This is a genomic window from uncultured Marivita sp. (assembly GCF_947488135.1).
Lineage (GTDB): Bacteria > Pseudomonadota > Alphaproteobacteria > Rhodobacterales > Rhodobacteraceae > Marivita.
In genome coordinates this window covers 407,068-428,129 of the sequence record NZ_CANKYW010000001.1, presented here as the reverse complement: position 1 = coordinate 428,129, position 21,062 = coordinate 407,068, and the positions used below count along the sequence as shown (strand labels likewise).

18 protein-coding genes and 1 tRNA gene are annotated in these 21,062 nt (G+C 61.5%); 10 read left to right on the top strand and 9 right to left on the bottom strand.

What is annotated here, in order from left to right; all coding sequences use genetic code 11:
* Nucleotides 1–576 precede the first annotated feature (576 nt).
* The 3 genes from Q1B16_RS02105 to Q1B16_RS02095 all read left to right on the top strand — a co-directional run bounded on the left by Q1B16_RS02105 (nt 577) and on the right by Q1B16_RS02095 (nt 3,032).
* Nucleotides 577–918 (top strand): hypothetical protein, encoded by a 342-nt coding sequence (locus tag Q1B16_RS02105; RefSeq protein ID WP_299784442.1) that lies wholly within the window; start codon nt 577–579, stop codon nt 916–918.
* Nucleotides 915–1,379 carry a hypothetical protein gene (locus Q1B16_RS02100; protein WP_299784440.1) on the top strand — a complete coding sequence of 155 codons (465 nt, stop codon included), beginning with the start codon at nt 915–917 and terminating at the stop codon, nt 1,377–1,379. Before Q1B16_RS02105 ends, Q1B16_RS02100 begins: the two co-directional genes overlap by 4 nt.
* A 501-nt stretch (nt 1,380–1,880) precedes the next feature.
* Nucleotides 1,881–3,032: a hypothetical protein gene (locus Q1B16_RS02095; RefSeq protein WP_299784438.1), complete on the top strand. Its 1,152-nt coding sequence runs from the start codon at nt 1,881–1,883 to the stop codon at nt 3,030–3,032.
* Nucleotides 3,033–3,112: 80 nt separating this feature from the next.
* On the opposite strand, the gene Q1B16_RS02090 is transcribed toward Q1B16_RS02095, so the two are convergent.
* The 5 genes from Q1B16_RS02090 to Q1B16_RS02070 form a co-directional block, all read right to left on the bottom strand.
* Nucleotides 3,113–3,187: transfer RNA gene (locus Q1B16_RS02090), tRNA-Glu, on the bottom strand.
* 137 nt (nt 3,188–3,324) lie between these two features.
* A complete protein-coding gene (recJ, locus tag Q1B16_RS02085) occupies nt 3,325–5,073 on the bottom strand; it encodes a single-stranded-DNA-specific exonuclease RecJ (RefSeq protein ID WP_299784436.1) in 1,749 nt (582 codons plus the stop codon).
* 10 nt (nt 5,074–5,083) lie between these two features.
* Entirely contained in the window at nt 5,084–6,049 is a 966-nt protein-coding gene (glpX, locus tag Q1B16_RS02080) for a class II fructose-bisphosphatase (RefSeq protein ID WP_299784434.1), read from the bottom strand.
* Between the two features lie 85 nt (nt 6,050–6,134).
* Nucleotides 6,135–7,421: a homoserine dehydrogenase gene (locus Q1B16_RS02075; RefSeq protein ID WP_299784430.1), complete on the bottom strand. Its 1,287-nt coding sequence runs from the start codon at nt 7,419–7,421 to the stop codon at nt 6,135–6,137.
* A gap of 75 nt (nt 7,422–7,496) precedes the next feature.
* Complete coding sequence (locus Q1B16_RS02070; protein ID WP_299784428.1) at nt 7,497–7,778, bottom strand: hypothetical protein; 282 nt, start codon at nt 7,776–7,778, stop codon at nt 7,497–7,499.
* A gap of 97 nt (nt 7,779–7,875) precedes the next feature.
* Between Q1B16_RS02070 and Q1B16_RS02065 the strand changes: the two genes are divergently transcribed.
* A complete protein-coding gene (locus tag Q1B16_RS02065; RefSeq protein WP_299784426.1) occupies nt 7,876–8,460 on the top strand; it encodes a TetR/AcrR family transcriptional regulator in 585 nt (194 codons plus the stop codon).
* Nucleotides 8,461–8,468: 8 nt separating this feature from the next.
* On the opposite strand, the gene Q1B16_RS02060 is transcribed toward Q1B16_RS02065, so the two are convergent.
* The 3 genes from Q1B16_RS02060 to Q1B16_RS02050 are packed head-to-tail and all read right to left on the bottom strand — an operon-like array spanning nt 8,469 to nt 10,370.
* Nucleotides 8,469–8,825, bottom strand: coding sequence for a carboxymuconolactone decarboxylase family protein (locus Q1B16_RS02060; protein WP_299784424.1), 357 nt, complete (start codon nt 8,823–8,825; stop codon nt 8,469–8,471).
* Nucleotides 8,826–8,848: 23 nt separating this feature from the next.
* Nucleotides 8,849–9,619, bottom strand: coding sequence for an amino acid ABC transporter permease (locus Q1B16_RS02055; protein WP_299784422.1), 771 nt, complete (start codon nt 9,617–9,619; stop codon nt 8,849–8,851).
* Nucleotides 9,620–9,629: 10 nt separating this feature from the next.
* Nucleotides 9,630–10,370, bottom strand: a complete 741-nt coding sequence (locus Q1B16_RS02050; RefSeq protein WP_299784420.1) for an amino acid ABC transporter ATP-binding protein — start codon at nt 10,368–10,370, stop codon at nt 9,630–9,632.
* 127 nt (nt 10,371–10,497) lie between these two features.
* Between Q1B16_RS02050 and Q1B16_RS02045 the strand changes: the two genes are divergently transcribed.
* Nucleotides 10,498–11,274 carry a transporter substrate-binding domain-containing protein gene (locus tag Q1B16_RS02045; RefSeq protein WP_299784419.1) on the top strand — a complete coding sequence of 259 codons (777 nt, stop codon included), beginning with the start codon at nt 10,498–10,500 and terminating at the stop codon, nt 11,272–11,274.
* A gap of 69 nt (nt 11,275–11,343) precedes the next feature.
* Here the strand turns inward: Q1B16_RS02045 and Q1B16_RS02040 are convergent, their stop codons facing one another.
* Nucleotides 11,344–11,535, bottom strand: coding sequence for a hypothetical protein (locus Q1B16_RS02040; protein WP_299784418.1), 192 nt, complete (start codon nt 11,533–11,535; stop codon nt 11,344–11,346).
* Between the two features lie 158 nt (nt 11,536–11,693).
* Between Q1B16_RS02040 and Q1B16_RS02035 the strand changes: the two genes are divergently transcribed.
* The 5 genes from Q1B16_RS02035 (at nt 11,694) to Q1B16_RS02015 (ending at nt 21,040) form a co-directional block, all read left to right on the top strand.
* Nucleotides 11,694–13,310, top strand: coding sequence for a hypothetical protein (locus tag Q1B16_RS02035; RefSeq protein ID WP_299784417.1), 1,617 nt, complete (start codon nt 11,694–11,696; stop codon nt 13,308–13,310).
* A 23-nt stretch (nt 13,311–13,333) separates the two neighbouring features.
* Complete coding sequence (locus Q1B16_RS02030; RefSeq protein ID WP_299784416.1) at nt 13,334–14,452, top strand: phosphatase PAP2 family protein; 1,119 nt, start codon at nt 13,334–13,336, stop codon at nt 14,450–14,452.
* A gap of 3 nt (nt 14,453–14,455) precedes the next feature.
* Entirely contained in the window at nt 14,456–16,522 is a 2,067-nt protein-coding gene (locus Q1B16_RS02025; protein ID WP_299784414.1) for a S8 family serine peptidase, read from the top strand.
* Between the two features lie 111 nt (nt 16,523–16,633).
* Nucleotides 16,634–18,427, top strand: a complete 1,794-nt coding sequence (locus Q1B16_RS02020) for a heme peroxidase family protein (RefSeq protein WP_299784412.1) — start codon at nt 16,634–16,636, stop codon at nt 18,425–18,427.
* Between the two features lie 75 nt (nt 18,428–18,502).
* Nucleotides 18,503–21,040 (top strand): trypsin-like peptidase domain-containing protein, encoded by a 2,538-nt coding sequence (locus Q1B16_RS02015; protein WP_299784411.1) that lies wholly within the window; start codon nt 18,503–18,505, stop codon nt 21,038–21,040.
* Nucleotides 21,041–21,062: the final 22 nt, after the last annotated feature.

Below are 21,062 nucleotides of genomic sequence, written 5' to 3'. Positions count from 1 at the left end.
TCTTCCGGGACAACGCCGCTGTTTGAGAAGCCAGCGCACGCGTTCCGGCACCGTACTTTGCGCATCACAAACGGCTGCTTTAGAGATGCCGCAATACAGCGCTGGGTTGCCGTGTGGAGAACCGGTCAGGTGAAGGTTTTCTGATGCGGGTTGCGGCGGAACGCTTCGCGCTCGCGCGACCACGACCCGCGTTGGAAAACCTCCCAAGGAGGAAGCCGCGGGGGTCTTGGTGCAATCTATGGGGGAAGTGCGCAGAGGGTTGGGGCAAAGGCTGGATCAGGGGTTCGGTTGAAGGTGCGCATGGTGCCTGAGACAGGCGCAAACTCGTTCGATGATCCCGACAAAGCTTCTGGTTGCGGCGAGATTGCTGCCGTGTATCGCGCCGAATATGGACTGGCACAGCCTGTTCGGGCCGAGCCTGCTGGAGGCAGCCGGTGGCGTTTTCTGGCATCGGACAGGCTGTGTGTCATGCCGCCTGCTCCCTTGGTGGGGCGCGCGACATCGGTTTTTTCCCGCGGCGGAAGATCTCGATGATACGCATGGGGCCGCCGCAGCAAGGGCACGGCTCGCGCAGATTTGCGCGCGCACGTCGGCAAAAACGCCGACGCGCTACTCCACGCAGCCTCCCTGCTCGGCGGCCGGCCTAGCCTCAAACTTGCTCAGGATGTTCTGGATGGTCTTGCTGACTGCCAAGTCCCTTCGCGGCGCACGCTGGGGAGACTTGACAACCTGCTCGACCTGCTGCTGCTGAAAAATGTCCACGACTTGGACAAGATCGAGGCCGCACGGTTCGCTACGGTTGACCCCGCCAGCCCTGTCGTCGAAGCAATCTGTCTTCTCGCTGACGGTCTCCATGACGCGATTTCGACGTATCGTCAAACGCTGGAACCGATCCTCGCAGAGCAGGTGGCAGCATGAGCATCGCAACTATAGCGGAGGCTCCCCGCGCCAATATCTTCGATGGCGAGATAAACCAGGATCTCTTGACTGGACTCGTCGCCGAGGCTCTCGCGAAGGCACAGATCGCAGCCGTCAGCTTGCGTGACACAGTCGTACCGGCTTGGCCGCCGGCAAGGCGGACCTTTCCCGAGCATGTCGCCCGGCGGCTCGAGCGCCGGAAAGTCTTCGATGAGACTTTTGTGGAAGATCTGAACACATTCATCGAAACGCTTGCTGCCAGGATCCGATCGGAGACATATGTCGGCTGGGAGGCAGACGAAAACCACGTCCGCGGCGGCTATGAAGTCTGCTACGCAGACGATGCAACGCACGCCCTCATTCGCTGCGCAAAGGAACTGCGAAGCGTCCAAGAAGCGATAACCGCCGTGCTTTTCGGTCTGCGTGCCATGCGCATTGCAAATGAGCTTCTGGAATACTGATCCTGGGCGGCGCCCCACTGCGGGCGCCCTCCTGTTGAGGACCCTCAAGGGTCCAAGCCGCCGGATGGATCACCGGGGGCTGGCGTGTCGGCATCCTTCCTTTTGCTGCTCCAGTCGGCACGCCCAATAGCAAAGCCTCAGCACAGGCAACGAGAAATTTTCAATTTCAATCAATGGGTTGGATTGGATTCCTTGCTCTGGCGCAATTTATTTTGGGATTTCGACGACTCTTTCGAACGCGATCCACCCACTATTCTTCCCTCAACGGAAGTAAAGAACATGCCTGCTGCTCAGCCATCCCGATCCTCAGTCTCCAACGTGATCAATGCAATGATCGCGGCGGGCCTTCAGCCGGGTGCTGTGCGGGTTAACGCGGATGGGTCTTTCAGTGTTGATGTTGCCGACAATTCCAATGAAGCGCCTTTGGGGGCATCCTGCAACACGAAAGCGGCCGAATGTCGCATCCTGTGCCGACGAAGCCCCAACTTGGGAAGACGGAACATGAAGATCAGCAAGAACTACGAAGGCCTTTGTGAGGAAAAAACGCCGGCGGGGAAACCTCGCTGGCGTGTCCGCATTGACGGGCAGAAGACAAAGAAGATCACCATTCCGGTGGGTCCCGACCACGACGATTTCGAGCACCACTATTTGGCCGCGAGGGCCGGATTGAAGCTGATCGTGAATGAGAAGCCCAAACCGGCAAAGAACACGCTCGACGAACTCTGCGAGAAGTTCATCGAGTGGATGGAGGTTCAGGTCAAAGCCGGTAACCTGAAGCCGCTTACTCTGGCCAGCCGCAAAACCGGTCTAACACAGGCGCGAGAATGCCTTTCGCCTAATAAGAAGATTCGAATGGGCGCGATGAAGGCGAACCTTCCGCGTGAAGCCTTCGCCCATATCCGCGACTCCTTCGGTGTGCGGACCGGAGCGGCTCACACGTGCCTGAAAGCTCTCCGGGCCGCGTATAAGTCGGGCGAGGATCATGGCTATCCGCCCAACAGCCCAATTTTTAAGGTAAAGAGCAGACACGTCGAGAAGGGCGGCGCAGAGCCTTGGAGTGACGCCGACGCAGAACAGTTCCTCGCCCACCACAGGCCGGGCACGATGGCCCGTCGCTGGTTTCTTCTCGCGAATGCGACGGCAGGTCGCATCGGCGACATGCACATTCTCGGACCCAGGCACGAGATGACGCGCGAAGAGCGTCTCTACATTCGCTTTCAGCCGTCGAAGAAGGGCTCATCGGAGGTCCAACTTCCGCTACCTTGGGACTTCATGCTGGAGGCGGCCAATCTTCCCGCGAACGCTGCCGCCTACCTTCTGACCAAGAAGGGAACGCCCTTTGCGTCGTCAGGATCGCTCGACAACGCTGTCCGTAAATGGATCATCGCGGCGGGTCTCTGCGAGCCTGTGGTGGACGAAGAGGGCAACCCCATCCAGGAAGACAATGGGAAGACGAAGATGCGTGCGACCCGATCGCAGCATGGTATCCGCAAGCGCCGCGCAGAGGAGATTGCCGAGGCGTCAGGCTCGGTTTACGAAGTCATGGCCTACCTGTCTCACAGTGATCCTAAAACTGCCGCGATTTACACTAAGCGCGTGGACCGGGCGAAGCTCGCCGAGCGCGCTTTTGAGCGCGCCGAGGCGGCCGCTTAAGCCCGAAGTGTCCCACGCACCGAAAATAGTGGGACACTGAGCGCTGTAAAGCCCAGTAAAAAAAGGAAAAATCTGGAAGGTGGCAGCCCGTAGGGGAATCGAACCCCTCTTTCCAGGTTGAAAACCTGGCGTCCTAACCGATAGACGAACGGGCCACGCTTGGTGAGCGGTGTTTAGGCAAAGCCGCGCGGCCATGCAAGTGGAAATTCATGGATTTTCGAGGATTTTTCGGAAGTTTCCGCGCGAGGCGGACAGCCCGCCAAAAGTATTGAAAAACAGAGGCTTGCCCGCTTTACTCCGCGACGCGCGCGGCATCTTCCAGGCGCAGTTGAACCGCACGGCGGCCGCCCCACTCGTTGATTTCCAAACGACCGGCAAGATGGAATCGCGCGCCCGCGTGTTGTTCGAGCGCGGGACCGAGGGGACCGTCGAACGCACCAAAACAGATAGCGTCCACGCGCGCTCCGATGCCGTCACCGAAGTTCACCTTGAGATGGGACGCGCCAACCCTTTTGGCGAAACCGATCTGCGCTTCGGGGAAGACAAAGCGCGGTGCCGCCGCCCCGGCGCCGAAGGGGCCCGCGTTTTCCAGCATATCCACCAACTCGGGCGTCGCGGCCCCCGGCATCAAGGGGCCATCCAGGCGCAGGTCCGATGCGCCAAGCTGGTCCGCGCCCTGCTTGGCCAGCAACTCCGAAAGCCGTGCCATCGCGGGCTCAAGCTGATCCCGGGTCAGGGACAGGCCCGCGGCCATCTTGTGACCGCCGCCCTTGAGCAGGTGCCCCTCTGCCGCCAGTTTCTGGATCGCTGCGCCAAGGTCGATCCCGCTGACCGAGCGCCCCGATCCCTTGCCATCGTTCCCGTCGAACCCGATGACGATGGAGGGGCGGTTCGTGCGTTCCTTCAATCGCGACGCGACAATACCGACAACGCCCGGATGCCATCCCTCACCAGCGGCCCAGACCAGAGGCGCGTCGAAGCCACGGTCTTCGGCCTGTTCGAGCGCCTGTGCGCGGACCGCTTCCTCGATCTCGCGGCGTTCGGTGTTGAGCGCGTCCAGACGTTCGGCCATGGCCTGTGCCTCGTGGGGATCGGTGCAGGCCAGAAGCCGCGCCCCCAAATCGGCCTTGCCGATCCGGCCCCCGGCATTCACCCGAGGTCCGAGCACGAAGCCGAGGTGATAGGATTTGGGCGCGCTGTCGAGACGCCCCACATCGCAGAGCGCCACCAGACCGGGGCGCGCACGCTGTGCCATGACCTTGAGACCCTGCCGCACCAAGGCGCGATTCACGCCTTTGAGCGGTGCAACATCCGCAACGGTCGCCAAGGCAACGAGATCGAGCATCGACATGAGGTCGGGGCCTTTTTGACCGGCCTCTCGCATCTGCCGCCCTGCCTCGACCAAGGCAAGAAACACGACACCCGCCGCGCAGAGATGGGCTAGGCTTCCGTCCTCGTCCTGACGGTTGGGGTTCACGACCGAATAGGCATCCGGCAATGTCTCTCCACCAAGGTGGTGGTCGAGGACGATGACATCCGCGCCCTCCGCTGCGGCGATAGGGCCATGCGAGAGCGTTCCGCAATCGACGCAGACGATCAGGTCGTGGTTGCGGGCGAGATCGGCCATCGCGGGCTCGTTCGGGCCATAGCCTTCGTCGATCCGGTCGGGAATATACAGCGTCGCGCGGCGGTCGAGCTGGCGCAGCCAGTCGATCAGCAGCGCCGCCGAGGCCCCGCCATCGACATCGTAATCGGCAAAGATCGCAATGCGTTCGTTCTTGGTGACGGCCTGCAAGAGGCGACCCGCAGCCCGCTCCATATCGCGCAGGGATCGCGGATCGGGAAGCAGCGCGCGCAGGGTCGGCTCGAGATATGTCGGCACGTCATCGGAAGCCACACCCAGTCGCGACAGGGTCTGGCACAGCGCGGGCGGCAGGCCCGTCTGCTGCACGAGCGCTTCGGCCTGCCTTGTCACTTCGGGCGCCGGACCGATCCAGCGCCGCCCGGTCAGCGACCGGTCAACGCCAAGATAGCCGGTCACGTGTGCCTCATCAGTGCATCGGGTTCCGGTAGGTCATGCGGCGCACCGACCCGGTTTTCGACCGCATGAGCAGAGTTTCAGTGGTGTAGAATCCGACTTCGCGCTTGATACCAGCCAAGAGCGATCCGGTGGTCACGCCGGTGGCGGCGAAGATCACGTCTTCGGTCACCATCTCGTCACGGGAATAGATCTTGTCGAGATCGGTGATCCCGGCCTTGGCCGCGCGCGCTTTTTCGTCGTCGTTGCGGAAGACGAGCCGCCCCTGGATTTGGCCGCCCATACACTTCAGTGCCGCCGCCGCAAGCACGCCTTCGGGTGCGCCGCCGGTGCCCATATACATATCAATCCCGGTCTGAGACGGTTCTGCGCAGTGCATGACACCGGCCACGTCGCCATCGGTGATCAGGCGGATCGCGGCGCCTGTCGACCGAATTTCGGCGATCATGTCTTCGTGGCGCGGACGTTCGAGAACACACACGGTGATGTCGCTCGGGCTGCACCCCTTGACCTTGGCAAGCGCCGCGACGCGTTCGCGCGGTGTCATGTCCAGCGTCACCAATCCTTCGGCAAAGCCCGGACCGATTGCCAGCTTGTCCATGTACACGTCCGGTGCGTGCAGCATGGACCCGCGTGGCCCCATCGCGATCACGGTCAAAGCGTTCGGCATGTCCTTGGCTGTCAGGGTCGTGCCTTCAAGAGGGTCCAGCGCGATGTCCACACCGGGTCCGGTCCCGGTGCCGACCTCTTCGCCGATGTAAAGCATCGGCGCCTCATCGCGTTCCCCTTCGCCGATCACGACGACACCGGCGATGTCGAGCAGGTTCAACTGCTCCCGCATCGCGTTGACAGCCGCTTGATCGGCGGCTTTCTCATCGCCACGGCCGATGAGATTTACAGTCGCAATGGCGGCTTGCTCTGCCACTCGCGCCAGTCCCAGGGACAACATCCGGTCGTTAAAATCAGCGCGCGTGGTCATGAAATTCTCCAGTCACGAAAATGGTCTTTCCAAAGCCTGTTAAGCCTGTGGCCCAGGGCTGACAAGGTTGATTGCGCTAAAGCTTTCAGACCTGCTCGATCCGCAGGGCGACGGGCTCGCCTTCGACCACACCGGTTCCGACCATCGCAGCAAGCGCGTTATCCAGCGCGGCGCGGGTCGTTTTGTGGGTGACGATCAGGACGGGCGCGGTGTTCTGATCGTGGCTGCGCTGACGCATACGGTTGATCGAAACTCCTGCCTCGCCCAGGACTGCGGCGACCTTGGCCAAAGCACCCGGTTTGTCGAGAAGCATGAGGCGCAGGTAATAGGGTGCCGGCGTCGCGGTCGTTGCAGGTCTGGGTTTGATCAGGCTGCTTGACGGCTGACCAAAGGTCGACACGCGGGTTCCGCGCGCGATGTCGATCACGTCGGCCAACACCGCGCTTGCCGTCGGGCCTTCGCCCGCTCCGGCCCCACTCATGACGATCTGTCCGACCTGATCGCCTTCGATCATCACCATGTTCGTGCCGCCATCGAGCTGACCCAAGGGTGAGGTCGCCGGAACAAGGCAGGGCGACATGCGCTGTTCCAGCCCGCGCCCGGTCATCTGGCACACGCCCAGAAGCTTGACCTTGTAACCCATATCGGCGGCCTGGCGGATGTCCTCGATGCTGACGCGGCCGATACCTTCGAGTTCCACCGCATCGAAATCGACCTGCGTGCCGAACGCGATCGACGCCAGAAGCGACAGTTTGTGACCCGCGTCGATGCCCCCGACATCAAGGTTCGGGTCGGCCTCGAGATAGCCAAGCCCGTCGGCTTCGGCGAATGCCTCTTTATAGGTCAGGCCACCGGATTCCATCCGCGTCAGGATGTAGTTGCAGGTGCCGTTCATGACGCCCATCACGCGTTGGATATCATTGGCGGCAAGACCTTCGGTTAGGGCTTTCACGACGGGAATGCCTCCGGCCACCGCCGCCTCGAACCGCAGGACTGCGCCGGATGCCTCGGCCGCTTCGGCAAGCGCCTGACCGTGATGCGCCAGTAGCGCCTTGTTCGCGGTGACGACATCCTTGCCCGCGCGCAGAGCGGCCTCGGTCGAGGCTTTGGCGGGGCCGTCGCTGCCGCCGACCAGTTCCACGAACACGTCCACATCATCGCGCTGCGCGAGGGTGACGGGATCGTCTTCCCAGTCATAGCTGTCAAGCGGAACGCCGCGATCCTTGACCCGGTTGCGCGCGGAGACAGCAGAGATTGAGATCGGACGACCGCCCCGTGTTTCCAGCAGCGCAGCCTTCTGGCGGACGATCTTCACGACGCCCGCACCGACGGTCCCCAGACCTGCAATTCCAAGGCGCAGAGGTTCAGTCATTCGGGCAATCCTTATGCAGTCAGGCGTGATTTCGCCCGCAATAGCGCCTTGCGATCGGCGCTGCAACGGGCGTGATCAGGGTTGGGCGACGCCGTCGTTCATTCGGTCACGGGTCTGCGGTTCGATAACCGGACCACGCAATCCATCTGCCCGGTTCCGCAGACCGGCGGCACGGGCGCGCAGGGCGTCATCATCGCTGTCGGTCAGACGCGGTTCCGGCGCATCGAGCAATTGTTCGAAAGGCAGCAAGTCGGGATACTCAGCAAAGGCCCCGTCGGAGGCGAGGGCGGCGTCCACCTCGGGAAACTCCGCGCAGGCGGTCAATGCCACGCCAAGGATGATCCAAACCCGCCACATATGCGTGCTCCCATTTCTGTCTCTGTCATGCCGCAGCGCAGGCGCGCGCGCAACCTCCAGCCTTGATTTGAACGAGTGTTCAGATAACCTGCGGATCATGGCACGAACGGCGGGCTCACATTCTGACATTACCGGCCCTCGGGTGCGGGAGGCTGCGCTGACGCTGTTTGCCCGGCATGGCTACGCCGCCGTTTCCATGCGCCAGATCGCCAAAGAGGTCGGCGTCCAGGCCGGGGCGCTTTACAATTACACGACCGACAAACAGTCACTGCTTTTCGACCTGATGCGCGGGCACATGGATGACCTTCTTGACGCCTGGGCAAAGGAGCCGTCAGCAGAGGATGCGTTTGGCAGGCTGGAACGCTTCACCCGATTTCACATCCGGTTCCACCTCGGACGGCCGCAAGCCGTGTTCATTTCCTACATGGAACTGCGCAATCTGACGCCCGAGAATTTCGCGACCATCGAAGACCTGCGCCGCCGCTATGAAAGCGAGCTCGAAAAGATCCTGCGCGACGGGCGGGATAACGATGTCTTTCGCGTGGCGGACACCAAGATCACCACACTTGCGATCATCGCCATGCTCACGGGCGTCAACACCTGGTATCGCAGCGCAGGACGCCTGTCGCTGTCCGAGGTGGAGGCGATCTATTGGGACATGGTGCGCAAAGCGGTGACTTGAGCAACGGTTCAAACGGACGTACCGGCCGGTCCCCCGGAAAACTCGTCATACGCCTCGAGCGCCTTTGCGCTGAACGCAACGGAGGGACCGCCGCCCATATAGGCGATCATCGCCAATGCCTCGCAGAATTCGGCGCGCGGTGTCTTGAGCCGGACCAGCGATTTGACATGAAACGCGATGCAGCTGTCGCAGCGGGTCGCAATCGCGATGCCGAGCGCGATCAGTTCCTTGGTCTTTTCGTCCAGCGCCCCGTTGGTTCTCGCCGCGCGACCCATCTGGTTGAAGCCCGCAAAGGTCTCGGGCGTTTCCTTCTGCATCACGTCGAGACGGGCCACGGTGTCTTTCATGAAATCCGACCAGCTCATGGTTTTTTCCTTCTGGCAAATGTTCAGCGGCTTTCGTCCGCGCCCATCTTCCGTTCCAGCCAGCGCACGAAAAAGCTGATGATGAGAACGAGCACGAGGTATTCGAGTATTAACAGCGTGTAGATTTCCAATGGCCGGTACTCCGTGACCACCAATTCATTCGCGCGCCGAGTGAGTTCCTGCATCCCGATGACCGACGCAAATGCCGACATCTTGACGATGTAGATAAACTGGTTGGCCAAGGGCGGCAGGATGCGGCGGATGGCCTGTGGCAGGACCACGTAGCGCATCGTCTGGCTGTATGTCAGGCCAACTGTACGGGCTGCTTCAGTCTGACCCTTGGGGATGGACTGAATGCCGGACCGATAGATTTCCGCGGTAAATGCGCTGTCGGAAATCGCGAGCGTGATGATGGCGCCCCAGAAGGCGTCGATCGTTATGGGAAACCCGAGCGAGCGCATCACAACCGGCAAACCGTAGAACACCCAAAAAAGCATCGGCAGCAACGGGATCGCCCGCACGAATTCGATATAAACCCGTGACGGCAATCTGATCCACCTGTTTGCAGACATGCCCGGCAACGCCACCAGCAGTCCAATCGTCATCGACAGTGCCGCCGCGATCAGGGATAGCTGAATGGTGGCCCAGAACCCGCCGATCAGGAATTTCACATTGGATTGCCCCTGTGGCGTACTGGGGTCGATGACGTACCAGCCCCAATTTCCGGTGCCGGAACATCCCGCTAGAAGCAGCATACCTGCCAGCAGCGCCCAGAGTTTCACGCCTCGTGTCATCCGCGGTGCCTCAATGTTGCAATATCTTGTCGAGGAAGTCCTTGAACCTCTGTGACTTGGGCGCTTCGAACACCGCCGATGGCGTTCCGGTCTCAACGATCTCGCCGCCATCCATGAACACCATGCGATCAGCGACCTTGCGGGCAAAACCCATCTCATGTGTCACCACCAGCATCGTCATCCCGTCTTCGGCCAGCTCCACCATGACATCGAGCACCTCCGAGATCATCTCTGGGTCGAGCGCAGACGTCGGTTCATCGAACAGCATGATCTTCGGCTTCATGCACAACGACCGCGCAATCGCCACGCGCTGTTGCTGGCCACCCGACAGGTCGCGCGGGCGTTTATGCGCCTGTTCCGGTATCCGCACCCGTTCGAGCAACTGCATGGCCAGTGCGTCAGCTGCCTTGCGGGACAGTCCGCGAGCTTTCATCGGGCCCAGCGTGAGGTTCTCCAGAACGGTCAAGTGCGGGAACAGGTTGAACTGCTGGAACACCATCCCGACTTCGGAGCGCACGCGATCGACTCCGCCAGGATCATTGAGGGAAATGCCATCCACACGGATTTGTCCGGACTCAAATTGTTCCAATCCGTTGACACATCTGATTAAAGTGGATTTGCCTGATCCCGAAGGTCCGCAGATGACGATACGCTCTCCGAGACTGACGCTCAGATCGACATTCGTCAGGACCTGGAAATCCCCGAAGAATTTGTTCAGCGACTTAATTTCTATGACGCGTTCAGCGTTCATGCGAGGCTCCGTTCCGTCGATGCTGCTCGTAACATGGAACGCACGCAGAATATTCGCGGAACGCAATGGTCATCAGAGCTTCCGGCCTATGTAACCTCACCAAGTCATCCACGAAAAGGAAATACCCATGCGCTTTTTGAAATCACTGGGATTGGCCGCTGCCTTTGCCGCGTCCTTTCTCGCCGCGCCCGCAACGGCGCAGTCCGCGTTGCAGGATATTCTGAGCGGCGGCGTTCTCAAAGTCGGGACCACCGGCGATTGGAACCCGATGTCGGTCCGTGATCCCGCGACCAACAGCTACCAGGGATATGACATCGACGTCATGACCGAGCTGGCAACGGATCTCGGGGTCGAGTTGGAATTTGTGCCGACCGATTGGAAAACGCTGGTCAATGGTGTGGTCGCTGGCAATTACCACATGACCGGCTCGGCCTCGATCAGCCCGGCGCGCATGAAGGCGGCAGGGTTTTCCGACAGCTACATCTCGGTCGAGATCTTCCCCTTCACGACAGAGGACAAGATCAACCGCTTCTCGGGTTGGGAGTCGATCAATTCGGGCGACGTCAAGGTCGCCACGACGCTCGGAACGAGCTTTGAAGGTATGGTGCGCGACTGGTTCCCCGAGGCCGAAATCGCTGTGGTCGAAGCGCCCGCGCGAGGATTTCAGGAAGTCCTTTCAGGTCGTTCGGACGTGTTCGTGACGTCGAATATTGAAGGCTCCACCCTGTTGACCAAGTTTCCAAACCTGCGCCAGATCGAAACCGATGGCCCGCGCGCGCCGACACCTATCGCGATGCTGCTGCCGCAGGACGATCAGGTCTGGATCAACTACGTCAACAGCTGGATCGAGTTGAAAAAGGCGCAAGGCTTTTTCGAGGCGACCGCCGCCAAATGGGGCTTGTGACGCGAACCCGCCGCAAAACAGAACAGGAAAAACCGGCCTCAGGGCCGGTTTTTTGTTTTCCCGAACTACTCATTTTTCGCGGATGATGTCGTTGGGTCCGACCATATCGACCATCTTGATCATCCAGTGGAGCAGTTCGGCGTCCTCTTGCGCCATCTCACGCGTTTCGACCAATTGCTCGGCGCGTTCTCTCAACTCTGGCCACTGTCGGTAGAAATCGACAACGTCCGCAATCACCACTTGCGCCTTTTTTTCGGACATGGATCCGTCCTTTTCCTTTGCCTTTCCGAAAGGTTAGCAGGTGAGGTTCGCGAGCTACTGTGAAATAAGTGTGAACGGCTTGGTTCTGACGCGAAGCAAAGATAGCATCCCCCTACGTAAAGAGAGAGGCTAAGGTGGCCGCCGGGTTGGAAATTTCCTTGTTTGGAAGCTGTGTTCTGCGGCGCGCTGACGCGTCTGCGGAAGAGATCACGGGCGCCAAGCACAGGGCGCTTTTCGCGCTGCTCGTGACGGCGCCACTGAACCGCCGCTCCCGCAGCTTCTTGCAGGAAACGCTTTGGGGGTTCGCCGATTACGAAAGCGGGCATCAGAACCTGCGCCGTGCGCTTTCGGATTTGCGCAAGAAGATCGGTGCGGATTTCGACACGATCCTGACGGTGACGAATAAGGAAATCGAAATCGACATGAGCCGGGTCAAGGTGATCGGCCACCCGTCCGACGGCCCGTTCCTACATGACCTCAACGTCCGCGAGCCGTCATTCGTCGCCTGGCGAGACAGCATTCGTAGCGATCCGAGCGCGGTCAAGGCGCTGTGCTTTATCTCGAACAAGCGGGGGCCGGTCCGGATCAGGCCGCGCGTCTGCGCCCTGCCGTTGACCGTACCGCCCGGTGATGCGGAACTGGCCATCGCCGGAGACTGGATCGCGGAAGAAGCCAGTCGCATGATGTCTCGGTCCAGCCTGCTGTCGGTGATCTCGCACCTGTCGGGGCGGGCGATGGCGCAGCGGTTTATCGACATCGTCAATGTCCGCGACACGCTCGATGTCGACTACCTGATGACCGGCGCGATGCGCAGGCAAGGGGATCTTTTGATTGCGGATGTGGATTTCACCGACGTGCAGACCGGTACGCTCTTGTGGAACCGGCACTTGTCCTGCCCCGTCGGACATTTCTCGCAAGAGGCTGCCGGATGGCTGGTCAATATCGTTCAGACGGTCGGACGGTCCATCGCAGAGACGACGCTGCACGCAGGCCGCCAAACACCATTGCCAGAACTGCCAGACCATAAGCTCCTGATCGCCGGAGCCACTGCGATGCATCATCCCAAACTGGGGGATTTCCTGCGCGCCCGGCAGTTCCTTGACGAAGCTGCCGCCCGCGCCCCGGCCAACCCGCATGTGTTCGCGTGGCTGGGCAAATGGTACGTGCTGAGCATCTTCAAGTACTACAGCACAGACAGACAGCGAGACACGCAGAAGGCGCTCGACTGTACCGCTCGCGCGCTCGACCTCGATCCGCAGTCCAGCTTCGGGCTGACCATCGATGGTTTCGTGCACGGCAATATCCTCAAGAACATGGATCTGGCGGAACGGCGCTACTCCGCCGCGCAAGAGATCAATCCAAGCGAAAGCCTGGCGTGGTTGCTTCGCGGGTCTCTGATGACCTTTTCCGACGAAGGCCAATCGGCGATCAAGGCCACCACGATGGCCCGCGACCTGTCACCCATCGATCCGTTCGGATACTATTTCGACAGCTTGGCAAGCTCCGCGCATCTCGCCGGGGGCGAGTATGAGAAGGCTTTGGAACTGGCCGATCGTTCGCTGGCGTCGAACGACAGACATATTTCAACATTGCGGACACGGATCGTCGCGTTGCACGCGCTCGATCGCGGGGACGAGGCCCATGCAGCGGCACAGGACCTCATGCGGCGCTTCCCGTCATTCAATTTGGAAGACTACCGCAAGACGCATCCTTCGGCCGACCGCAAGATCGGCAAACTCGTGATTAACGCGCTTTCAGCTTCAGGAATTTCTTAACCCATTAAAAAGGATACACGATCATGGCTCAGTATGGCGGATTAGGTGGATTGGGCGGGCTTGGCGGATTAGGCGGGCTCGGTGGATTGGGTGGTCTGGGCGGCTTGGGTGGCGGAACCAATTTCAGCGGCCTTGGAGGATTTCTGGGCAGCGAAGACCCCGGCGGGTACGACCCCATGACAACCTACGGGCTTCAGACCACGGCCGAAGGATTGCGGCACCTGACCGAAGGTGGAACGACCCCGACAGACAAGGAACTTGGCTTCGACGACCCGGCGAACCTGAACGGTTTGGCGACCTGGGTACGTGGGTCGTTATACGTGAGCGAGTTCCTTGCCGGGATCGGCTCGAACGCGCAGGAGGGGACCGGCGGCGCTCCGGATCGTGTCACCTTGTCGTTCGATGGCCATGACTGCCTGACGCTCGATCGCCCGTCCAACACGCTCTTGCGGTCGCAGTGCCGATTGGTGTCGGACTACGCGACCCTGCGCGCTGATCGCAGCGCGGAAATCACCTCGCAGCTTGGTTTTCCCACCGCGTATTTCGCGATGATCCTCGGGCTGCACAGTGGCCAGAACAAGAAGACCTTTGAGCTGATCACGGCCACGCAGGTCGCGGGGGCACATGCCGCGATGATCGTGAAGAACCATCTGGCCATCCGCAGACCAGACCAACTCGATGCGCGGCTGATGCCCATGATTCCGACCCCGGGACATGGCAGCTTTCCCTCGGCACACGCGACCGAGGCCTATGCCGTGTTGACCGTTCTCGAAGCGCTGATCACGGCGTGGGACAGCCTTTCCGACGGCACACAGCGGATCAACGCACTGCGGGGTCTGGCCGAACGCATCGCGGTAAACCGTACGGTGGCGGGGGTGCATTACCCGATCGACAGCTGGGCGGGCGCTGCGCTTGGACGCATCGTCGGTCAGGTCGTGCTTAGTCGCGCAGGAGCGGGTGCGTCCTTCGACGCATTGGCCTACAGCGCCAAAGACAACGACTTTTTCGACGAGGACCAGCGCGATCCCGCCATTGCCACAACGAAGGGGCTGACGCGCACGGGGGCAACCGTTTCTCTGGATGCCAGGCCCACCTTCTCGTGGCTCTGGTCCGGCGCCGTTGCCGAAGCGCAGAAAGCCTGAGCCATGTTTCCGCACCGCCACGATGAAGAACGCATCGACAAGTATACCGGCCCCTACGAACGCTGGATCTTCTCCGAAGATCTGGGTCGCCCCTTCGCGTTCCCGGCAATCCGCAAGGGACCCACGACGCATATTACGGCGCTGATGGAGGGCAAAGGGATGCTCGCCGACACGGACGATGTGGAAATCCGCATTCCACCGCTTTGGAAAGATGCGCCCGAGATCACCCCTTTCGCGATGTGGAATAAGGCCGTCGATCCAGAGGCGTCGGCCGGGCAGGAAGACGCCGAACTCGCGCGCTGTCTGAATGCGCTGAACGGAACGCGCTACCGGCTCAACATGCCGATCGATCCAGCGACTTGGCCCGAGACCTATCACAGGGACGCGACGCCCGAGGGATGGCAACCGCCCAAGGTCAAACCGCGCGTGATCATCGGCGTGATCGACGACGGTATTCCGTTCCTGCACCGCGCGTTCAGGGACAGCGACGGAGACACCCGCATCAATCTCTGCTGGCTTCAGGCGGCAGGTGCCGAGGCATCGGCCGCGGTCCCCTTCGGTCGCGAAATCACAAGCACAAAGATCGACGCGCTGCGTTCGGATTTCGGCGAGCGCGAAATTCGCGCCTATCAGGCCGCCGGTGCGATTGATCGCGATCTGCCCGAAATCGACACGGTCCTGATGCAGCATGTCACTCATGGCGCGCATATCGGAGGCATCGCCGCCGGGAATGATCCGTATGTCGGCGCGATGGACATGCCCGACGACGCAGCCATTCTCGCCGTGCAGTTGCCCAATACGATTGCATGGGACACGTCCGGCTTCGGTAAGGAGATGATGATGCTCAGCGCGGTTGAATACATCTTCAACCGTGCGCGGATGATCGCAAAGGCGTTCGATGGCGAAGAGATCCCGCTCGTCATCAACTTCAGCTACGGCTGGAGCGCCAATCGCCACGACGGCAAATCCAGCTTCGAGAGGGCGGTCGATAGACTGATCATGGACCGGCGCAAGAAACAACCTTGCACGGAACTGGTCATGCCCACGGGCAATAACTTTGACAACGACATGCATGCCCGGATTTCCGCGACAGAGATAGCGGACGGCACCTATAGCATCGGCTGGCAGTTGAAGCCCGATGACCGCACGTCGAGCTATCTGGAGATTTGGCTTCCCGATGATCTCGATCCGGAAGGCTGGACCGTGACCGTCAGCCCACCTACGGGCACGGATGCGGGTTTGGAATGCACGATCCCGGTGACTGCCGACCCGACGCTGACAGGAGGAGATCCCCGCAGGTTCATCGAACTCGAAATGGACGGCAAGAACATCGGCCAACTGTCGGCCGACAAGCACCTGAACGACCGCTGGCGTGTCATGCTGGCGCTGATCCCGACAGCCGGCAATCTTGGGGTCGGGCGGCGCGCGCCAGTGGGTCTGTGGACGATCACCATAAACACCGGGATGACTCCGCTCGGGCCTGAGCAGCATGTCGACATCTGGGTGCAGCGGGACGACGATCCGACGCAGCTCGGCACGGGCGGGCAGCAAAGCTATCTTGTCGATCTGGCGCATCCCGCACCACCCCGCTCGTTGGAGCCTCCGGCGCTGACGCCGGTCCGAGGCTATGGCTGCCTTAACGGTATCGGGACCGCACCTTCGGCATTCCGGATCGCGGGGTACATGCAATCCACACTGAAACCCGCGCGCTACAGCGGCAGCGCCTCTATCGCAGTGGATGCACAAGGCGTACCATTCGTGGATGCCAACCTGCCCGGTGCGACTGCAACCGCCGATCAAGGATGGTTCCGGCCCGGCCTGCCGTCGATCGGCGTGCTGTCAGGATCGGGTGCGCGTATCGTCGGAACCAGCGCGGCTGCAGCAACGGCGACCCGGCTCATCGCGCTCAACTTCCTGAACGGCCAACCCACCTGTGCGGGGTTCACGGAGATTTACGGCGAGGACACACCGCCCGCGCAAACGCTTGCACGCACGGGGAAATTCCGCGTCCCTCCGGTCTGCGGTGAAGCCATGAAACGATCAGAGGAGACGCCATTCCTCGGGGTGTGAAAAACGAGTTCACAGCGTCCTCACTCACCCCACGTCAACCAAATCTTTACCCTAGGGAATGTGTCGAGCGGCCCCTGCCAGCGCCGCGCACGATCCCTCGGAGTGAAGAGAATGACGTTCCAAATGCAATCACACGGTGGGGCGCAGGCGAAACGCGCACCCACCGAAAAACCCCAGCTGCTCGAAGCCTTGCGCCCGGCCGATGGCGATATCGCCGTGGACGAAGCTGCCGATTTCGGATTTCTGCTGCCGCCGGGTGGTGCTGCCGACCAATACCTGCCCGACGTGCCGGATGCCGATCTGGATCAGTTGGGCGATCTGATGGTCCCCGACCAGGACACGGTCGACGCAACGCCGGATGGCGCGATGGCACCGGTGGTCACGTATTGGGGACAGTTCCTCGACCACGAGTTGACCGCCCGCACCGACCGCGAAAGCGAGATGACTGGGATAGACGATCCGACGCCGAAGGCTTCCGGTCAGGACATCGAGCGCAAACTCAAGAACGCCCGCACGCCGCGTTTCGATCTCGACTCGGTCTATGGTGGCCTGCCGGTCGGCACATTTGCCGATCCTTCCATTCAACACGCCGCGTCGGTGCTGCGCACCGGACTGCGCCATCCCGTACACACCGCCAAGATGCGCGTCGGAACCGCTGTCGATCCGGGCCCCCTGCCCGACGATACGCTTGACCCGCACCGCGATCTGCCACGGTTTCATCAGGTCGAGCAGAAAGTGCGCGACGCCGCGTTGGATATTGCCCGCGCGCAGATGACCGATGAGGCCTTCGCCAAGTTCGAAGCAGGTCTGCCCAAGCGCGCCCTGATCGGGGACATGCGCAACGATGAGAATATCATCATCGCGCAGTTCCACCTGAGCTTCCTTCGTTTCCACAACAAGGTGGTCGACTTCCTGAACGAAAACGATACCGGCTGGATCGCTGATTTCGACGCGGCAAAGTCCCTGACCAAGCTGCACTACCAGTGGCTTGTCGTGCATGGCTATCTCAAGGAGATCTGCGACCCCGCCGTTGTTTCGCGCATCCTCGACACCCGAAATGCGCATTACGATCAGTTCCGCGCCGACTATGCCGCGCGCAATCCGGGGCGTGTCGTGGGCAATTGCATTCCGCTCGAATTTTCGGTCGCGGCCTATCGCTTTGGCCACTCGATGGTACGCAATATCTACGACTACAACCGGACGTTCGGACGGCCCAACGGAACGGCTCCGTTCGATCAGATTTTCGCCTTCACCGGCGGCGGTGGTATCGGCGCCAGGTTCGGGCTGAATATCAACAGCATCCCCAAGAACTGGGTCATCGATTGGTCCCGCTTCGTAACACCGGACGACAGCTTCAACGATGGCGGACCGCAGCGCGTCGCTCGCGCAGTCGACACGGTGATCGCGCCTCCGCTTGGCGATATGGCGAACGAAGGGGCCGATTTCGACGCGGCAACACCCGATGGGGCCGCCTTGCGCGCGCTGTTCCGAAATCTCGCACGCCGCAATCTGCGCCGGGGAAAGAGCTTGCGCCTGCCCAACGGTCAAGCCTTGCACGCGCATCTTCAGAGTATCGGTGCCGTCACAAGCGGCCCGCAAAACGACGTCCGCGCGTGGCTCGACAACAAGCCCGACCTTGCCGCCTTCTTGGACGGCCATGCGTTCAACAGCGCAACGCCGCTCTGGTTCTACTGCCTGGCCGAAGCCGAAGGCACGCCCGGACCGGGTCTTGGCGAGATGGGCAGTTGGATCGTGGCCAGCACCTTTATCGGGGCACTCATGGATGACGCGGATTCCGCGCTGTCACGAGAGTTTTCGCCCGAACAAAGCCCACTGCGCACTCCGGATGGCGATCCCATCGACACGATCGAGAGATGGATGCGCTTTGCGGCGGTCCTCGCCTGACCGCCCCGGGGCCGGTCCTTTTCCTCCCGGGGACCGGCCCCACCCAGACACCCGACACCATGACAGGAACGCGCCATGCTGCCCTATGACGATTTTCAGATCGAAACCTTCCTGCGGACAGGGGAGCATCAAGAGACCCTGCGCGCTGAATTCGGCGACGCCCTTTACGAGGACCTGTCGCAACTGGCCCAGGAGATCGCCCGAGAGGCTCCAGTGTTGGAAGCACTGCGACCCAAGGCGTTTATCCTGCCCGGCATCATGGGGTCCCGCCTGAGCGCAATTCGCAACGGACAGGCCGATCTGGTCTGGATCCATCCCTCCGACCTTGCGACGGGCGGGATCGCCAAGCTGAAATGGGGCGCAACCGTTGCGGCGACCGGAACTGTGCTCGCCCCGTATCTGCGCATGAAATTGCGGCTGAAGCTGGCCGGGTTCGATGCGGAGTTCATGCCATTCGACTGGCGCCAACCCCCGGCCGTTGCTGGCAAGATGCTGATCGACCGGATTTGGAGCCGTGGTTTGAAGGACGTCTCGCTGGTCTGTCACTCGATGGGCGGGCTCGTGGCGCGCCAGATGGCCGCTGAGGATGCGGACAAAACGCTTATCTCGCGCGTTGTCACAATCGGCACGCCCAATCACGGATCCTATTCCCCGGTGCAGGTCTTCGATCTCAGCCACGGAATGCTCGGTCCGCTTGGATTTGCCGATCTCACGCAGGATCGAAAGACGATCGTCGAAAAGTACCTGCGCGGCTTTCCCGGCCTGATCGAAATGATGCCCAGCGCGGAAAAGCGACCGGACGAGGATTACTTCAGTCGCCCCTTCTGGCCCAACACGGCCGTCCCGCCGACCGCCAATGCGCTGCGCGCGGCAAAGCTCGGGCGTGGAGAGCTTCCCACGCCCGACGACCGCTTTCACCAGATCATCGGCACCGGTGAAGACACCGTGACCGGCGCGCGCAAGTCGCCCGAAGGGTTTGTTTACCATAGGTCGCTGGATGGCGACGGAACCGTTCCGCGCGATCTTGCCGAAATGGGCGATGTGCCGCGCTACTTCTGCGAGGGCGCACATGGCTGGCTCTGCAACCGGTCCGATGTGATCGCGGGCACGATTGACCTTCTTGGCACGGGTGCGACCCACGCGCTCGACACTTCCCCCCGTATTCGTGCGGTCGAAACCGTCATGCCGGATGTGACAAGCGCGGACCTGCGGCTCGAAACGCTGTCGGCAATGCCGCCTTTCCGCGAGACGGATTTCGCGGGTCCGTTTCTGTCTGGCGAGGCCGATGTCGCGCCTCCGGTCGGGGCGGTTATTTCGGAGACACCCAATGCGGACCAAAGCGCCTATCCGCGCGCCATCGTCGACGCGGCGAGCCTACGCTGGAAAGCGTCGGACGAAGAACGCAAGTCGGTGGTCCAGTCACAGCACGAGGCCAAGCCTTTGCGCGCAGAAACGCCCGAACGAATCGACGCTTACACCCGCCGTCTGTTGACGATGGTCGATGCGGCAAGCGCCAATGGCCAGGGCCGCAAACTGAGCCGCGAGCTTGAAACCGCTTTGGACAGTCTGGAACGCGCCGATCGGGCCGCCATGCCTCCGACCGGAGCGATTGAGGCCGTTCTCGAACGGGTGATCGGCGAAGCCGAAGAGTTCCTGTCCGTCATGTTCATCAAGCGAGCCCTGGTCGCGGCGCGCGCGGTGGGGCGGATCGTATCGACCTCGACAGGTCAGGGGTTCGGAACGGGATTTCTCATCGCCCCCGGTGTCCTGATGACCAATCATCACGTGCTGCCAAACGATTTCGCAGCAAGCCGCGCGTCGGTTCAGTTTCGCTACGAACTCGAGATCGACAGCCGCCAGACGACAGGGCACTGCTTCACACTCGAGCCGCATCGTCTGTTTCACGCCAATGAACGGCTGGACATGGCCATCGTGGCGGTTGCCCCGACCAGCGAGGATGGCATTCCCCTGACCGATTTCGGCCATCTGCCGCTGATCGGGGTCGAAGGCAAGATCCGAAAGGGACAGCCGGTCAACATCGTCCAGCACCCGTTGGCAGGGCGTAAACAGGTGGTCTTCCGCGAAAGCCTGCTGACCGCCCTGCCCCCGGACAGCGATCACGTTGCGCATTACACCGGTGACACGCAGCCGGGATCATCGGGCGCGCCCGTATTCAGCGACCTCTGGGAGGTGATCGCGCTGCATCACTCCGGCGTGCCAGATCAGACCGAAACGGGTCACTACGTGACCATCGACGGCGGCATCTGGAACCCGTCCGCTGACCCGGAGATGAAGACCGTCAAATGGGTCGCCAACGAAGGCATCCGCGTGTCGCGGCTGGTGGCGCATCTCAAGACGGTGGCGGATCATCTGGCGCGTGACGGCAAGCCTGGCGCCGATCTCGTCGAAGAAGTGCTCGCCATCGGGCGGGACGCGGTCCACACCGGCGGCTTTCAGTTGCGTCCTTCGGCATCCGAAGAACGCGCGCCGGTCGAACAGACGCCGGACAGACGCGCCATCGAGTTCGGCCAGACGACAAGCATCACCATCCCGCTACGTGTTGACATTTCCATAGGAACCTCGGACCGCCCCCCTTTTTCAGTCTCGTCCTAGGGGCGGCGCCTCTGGCTGGCGG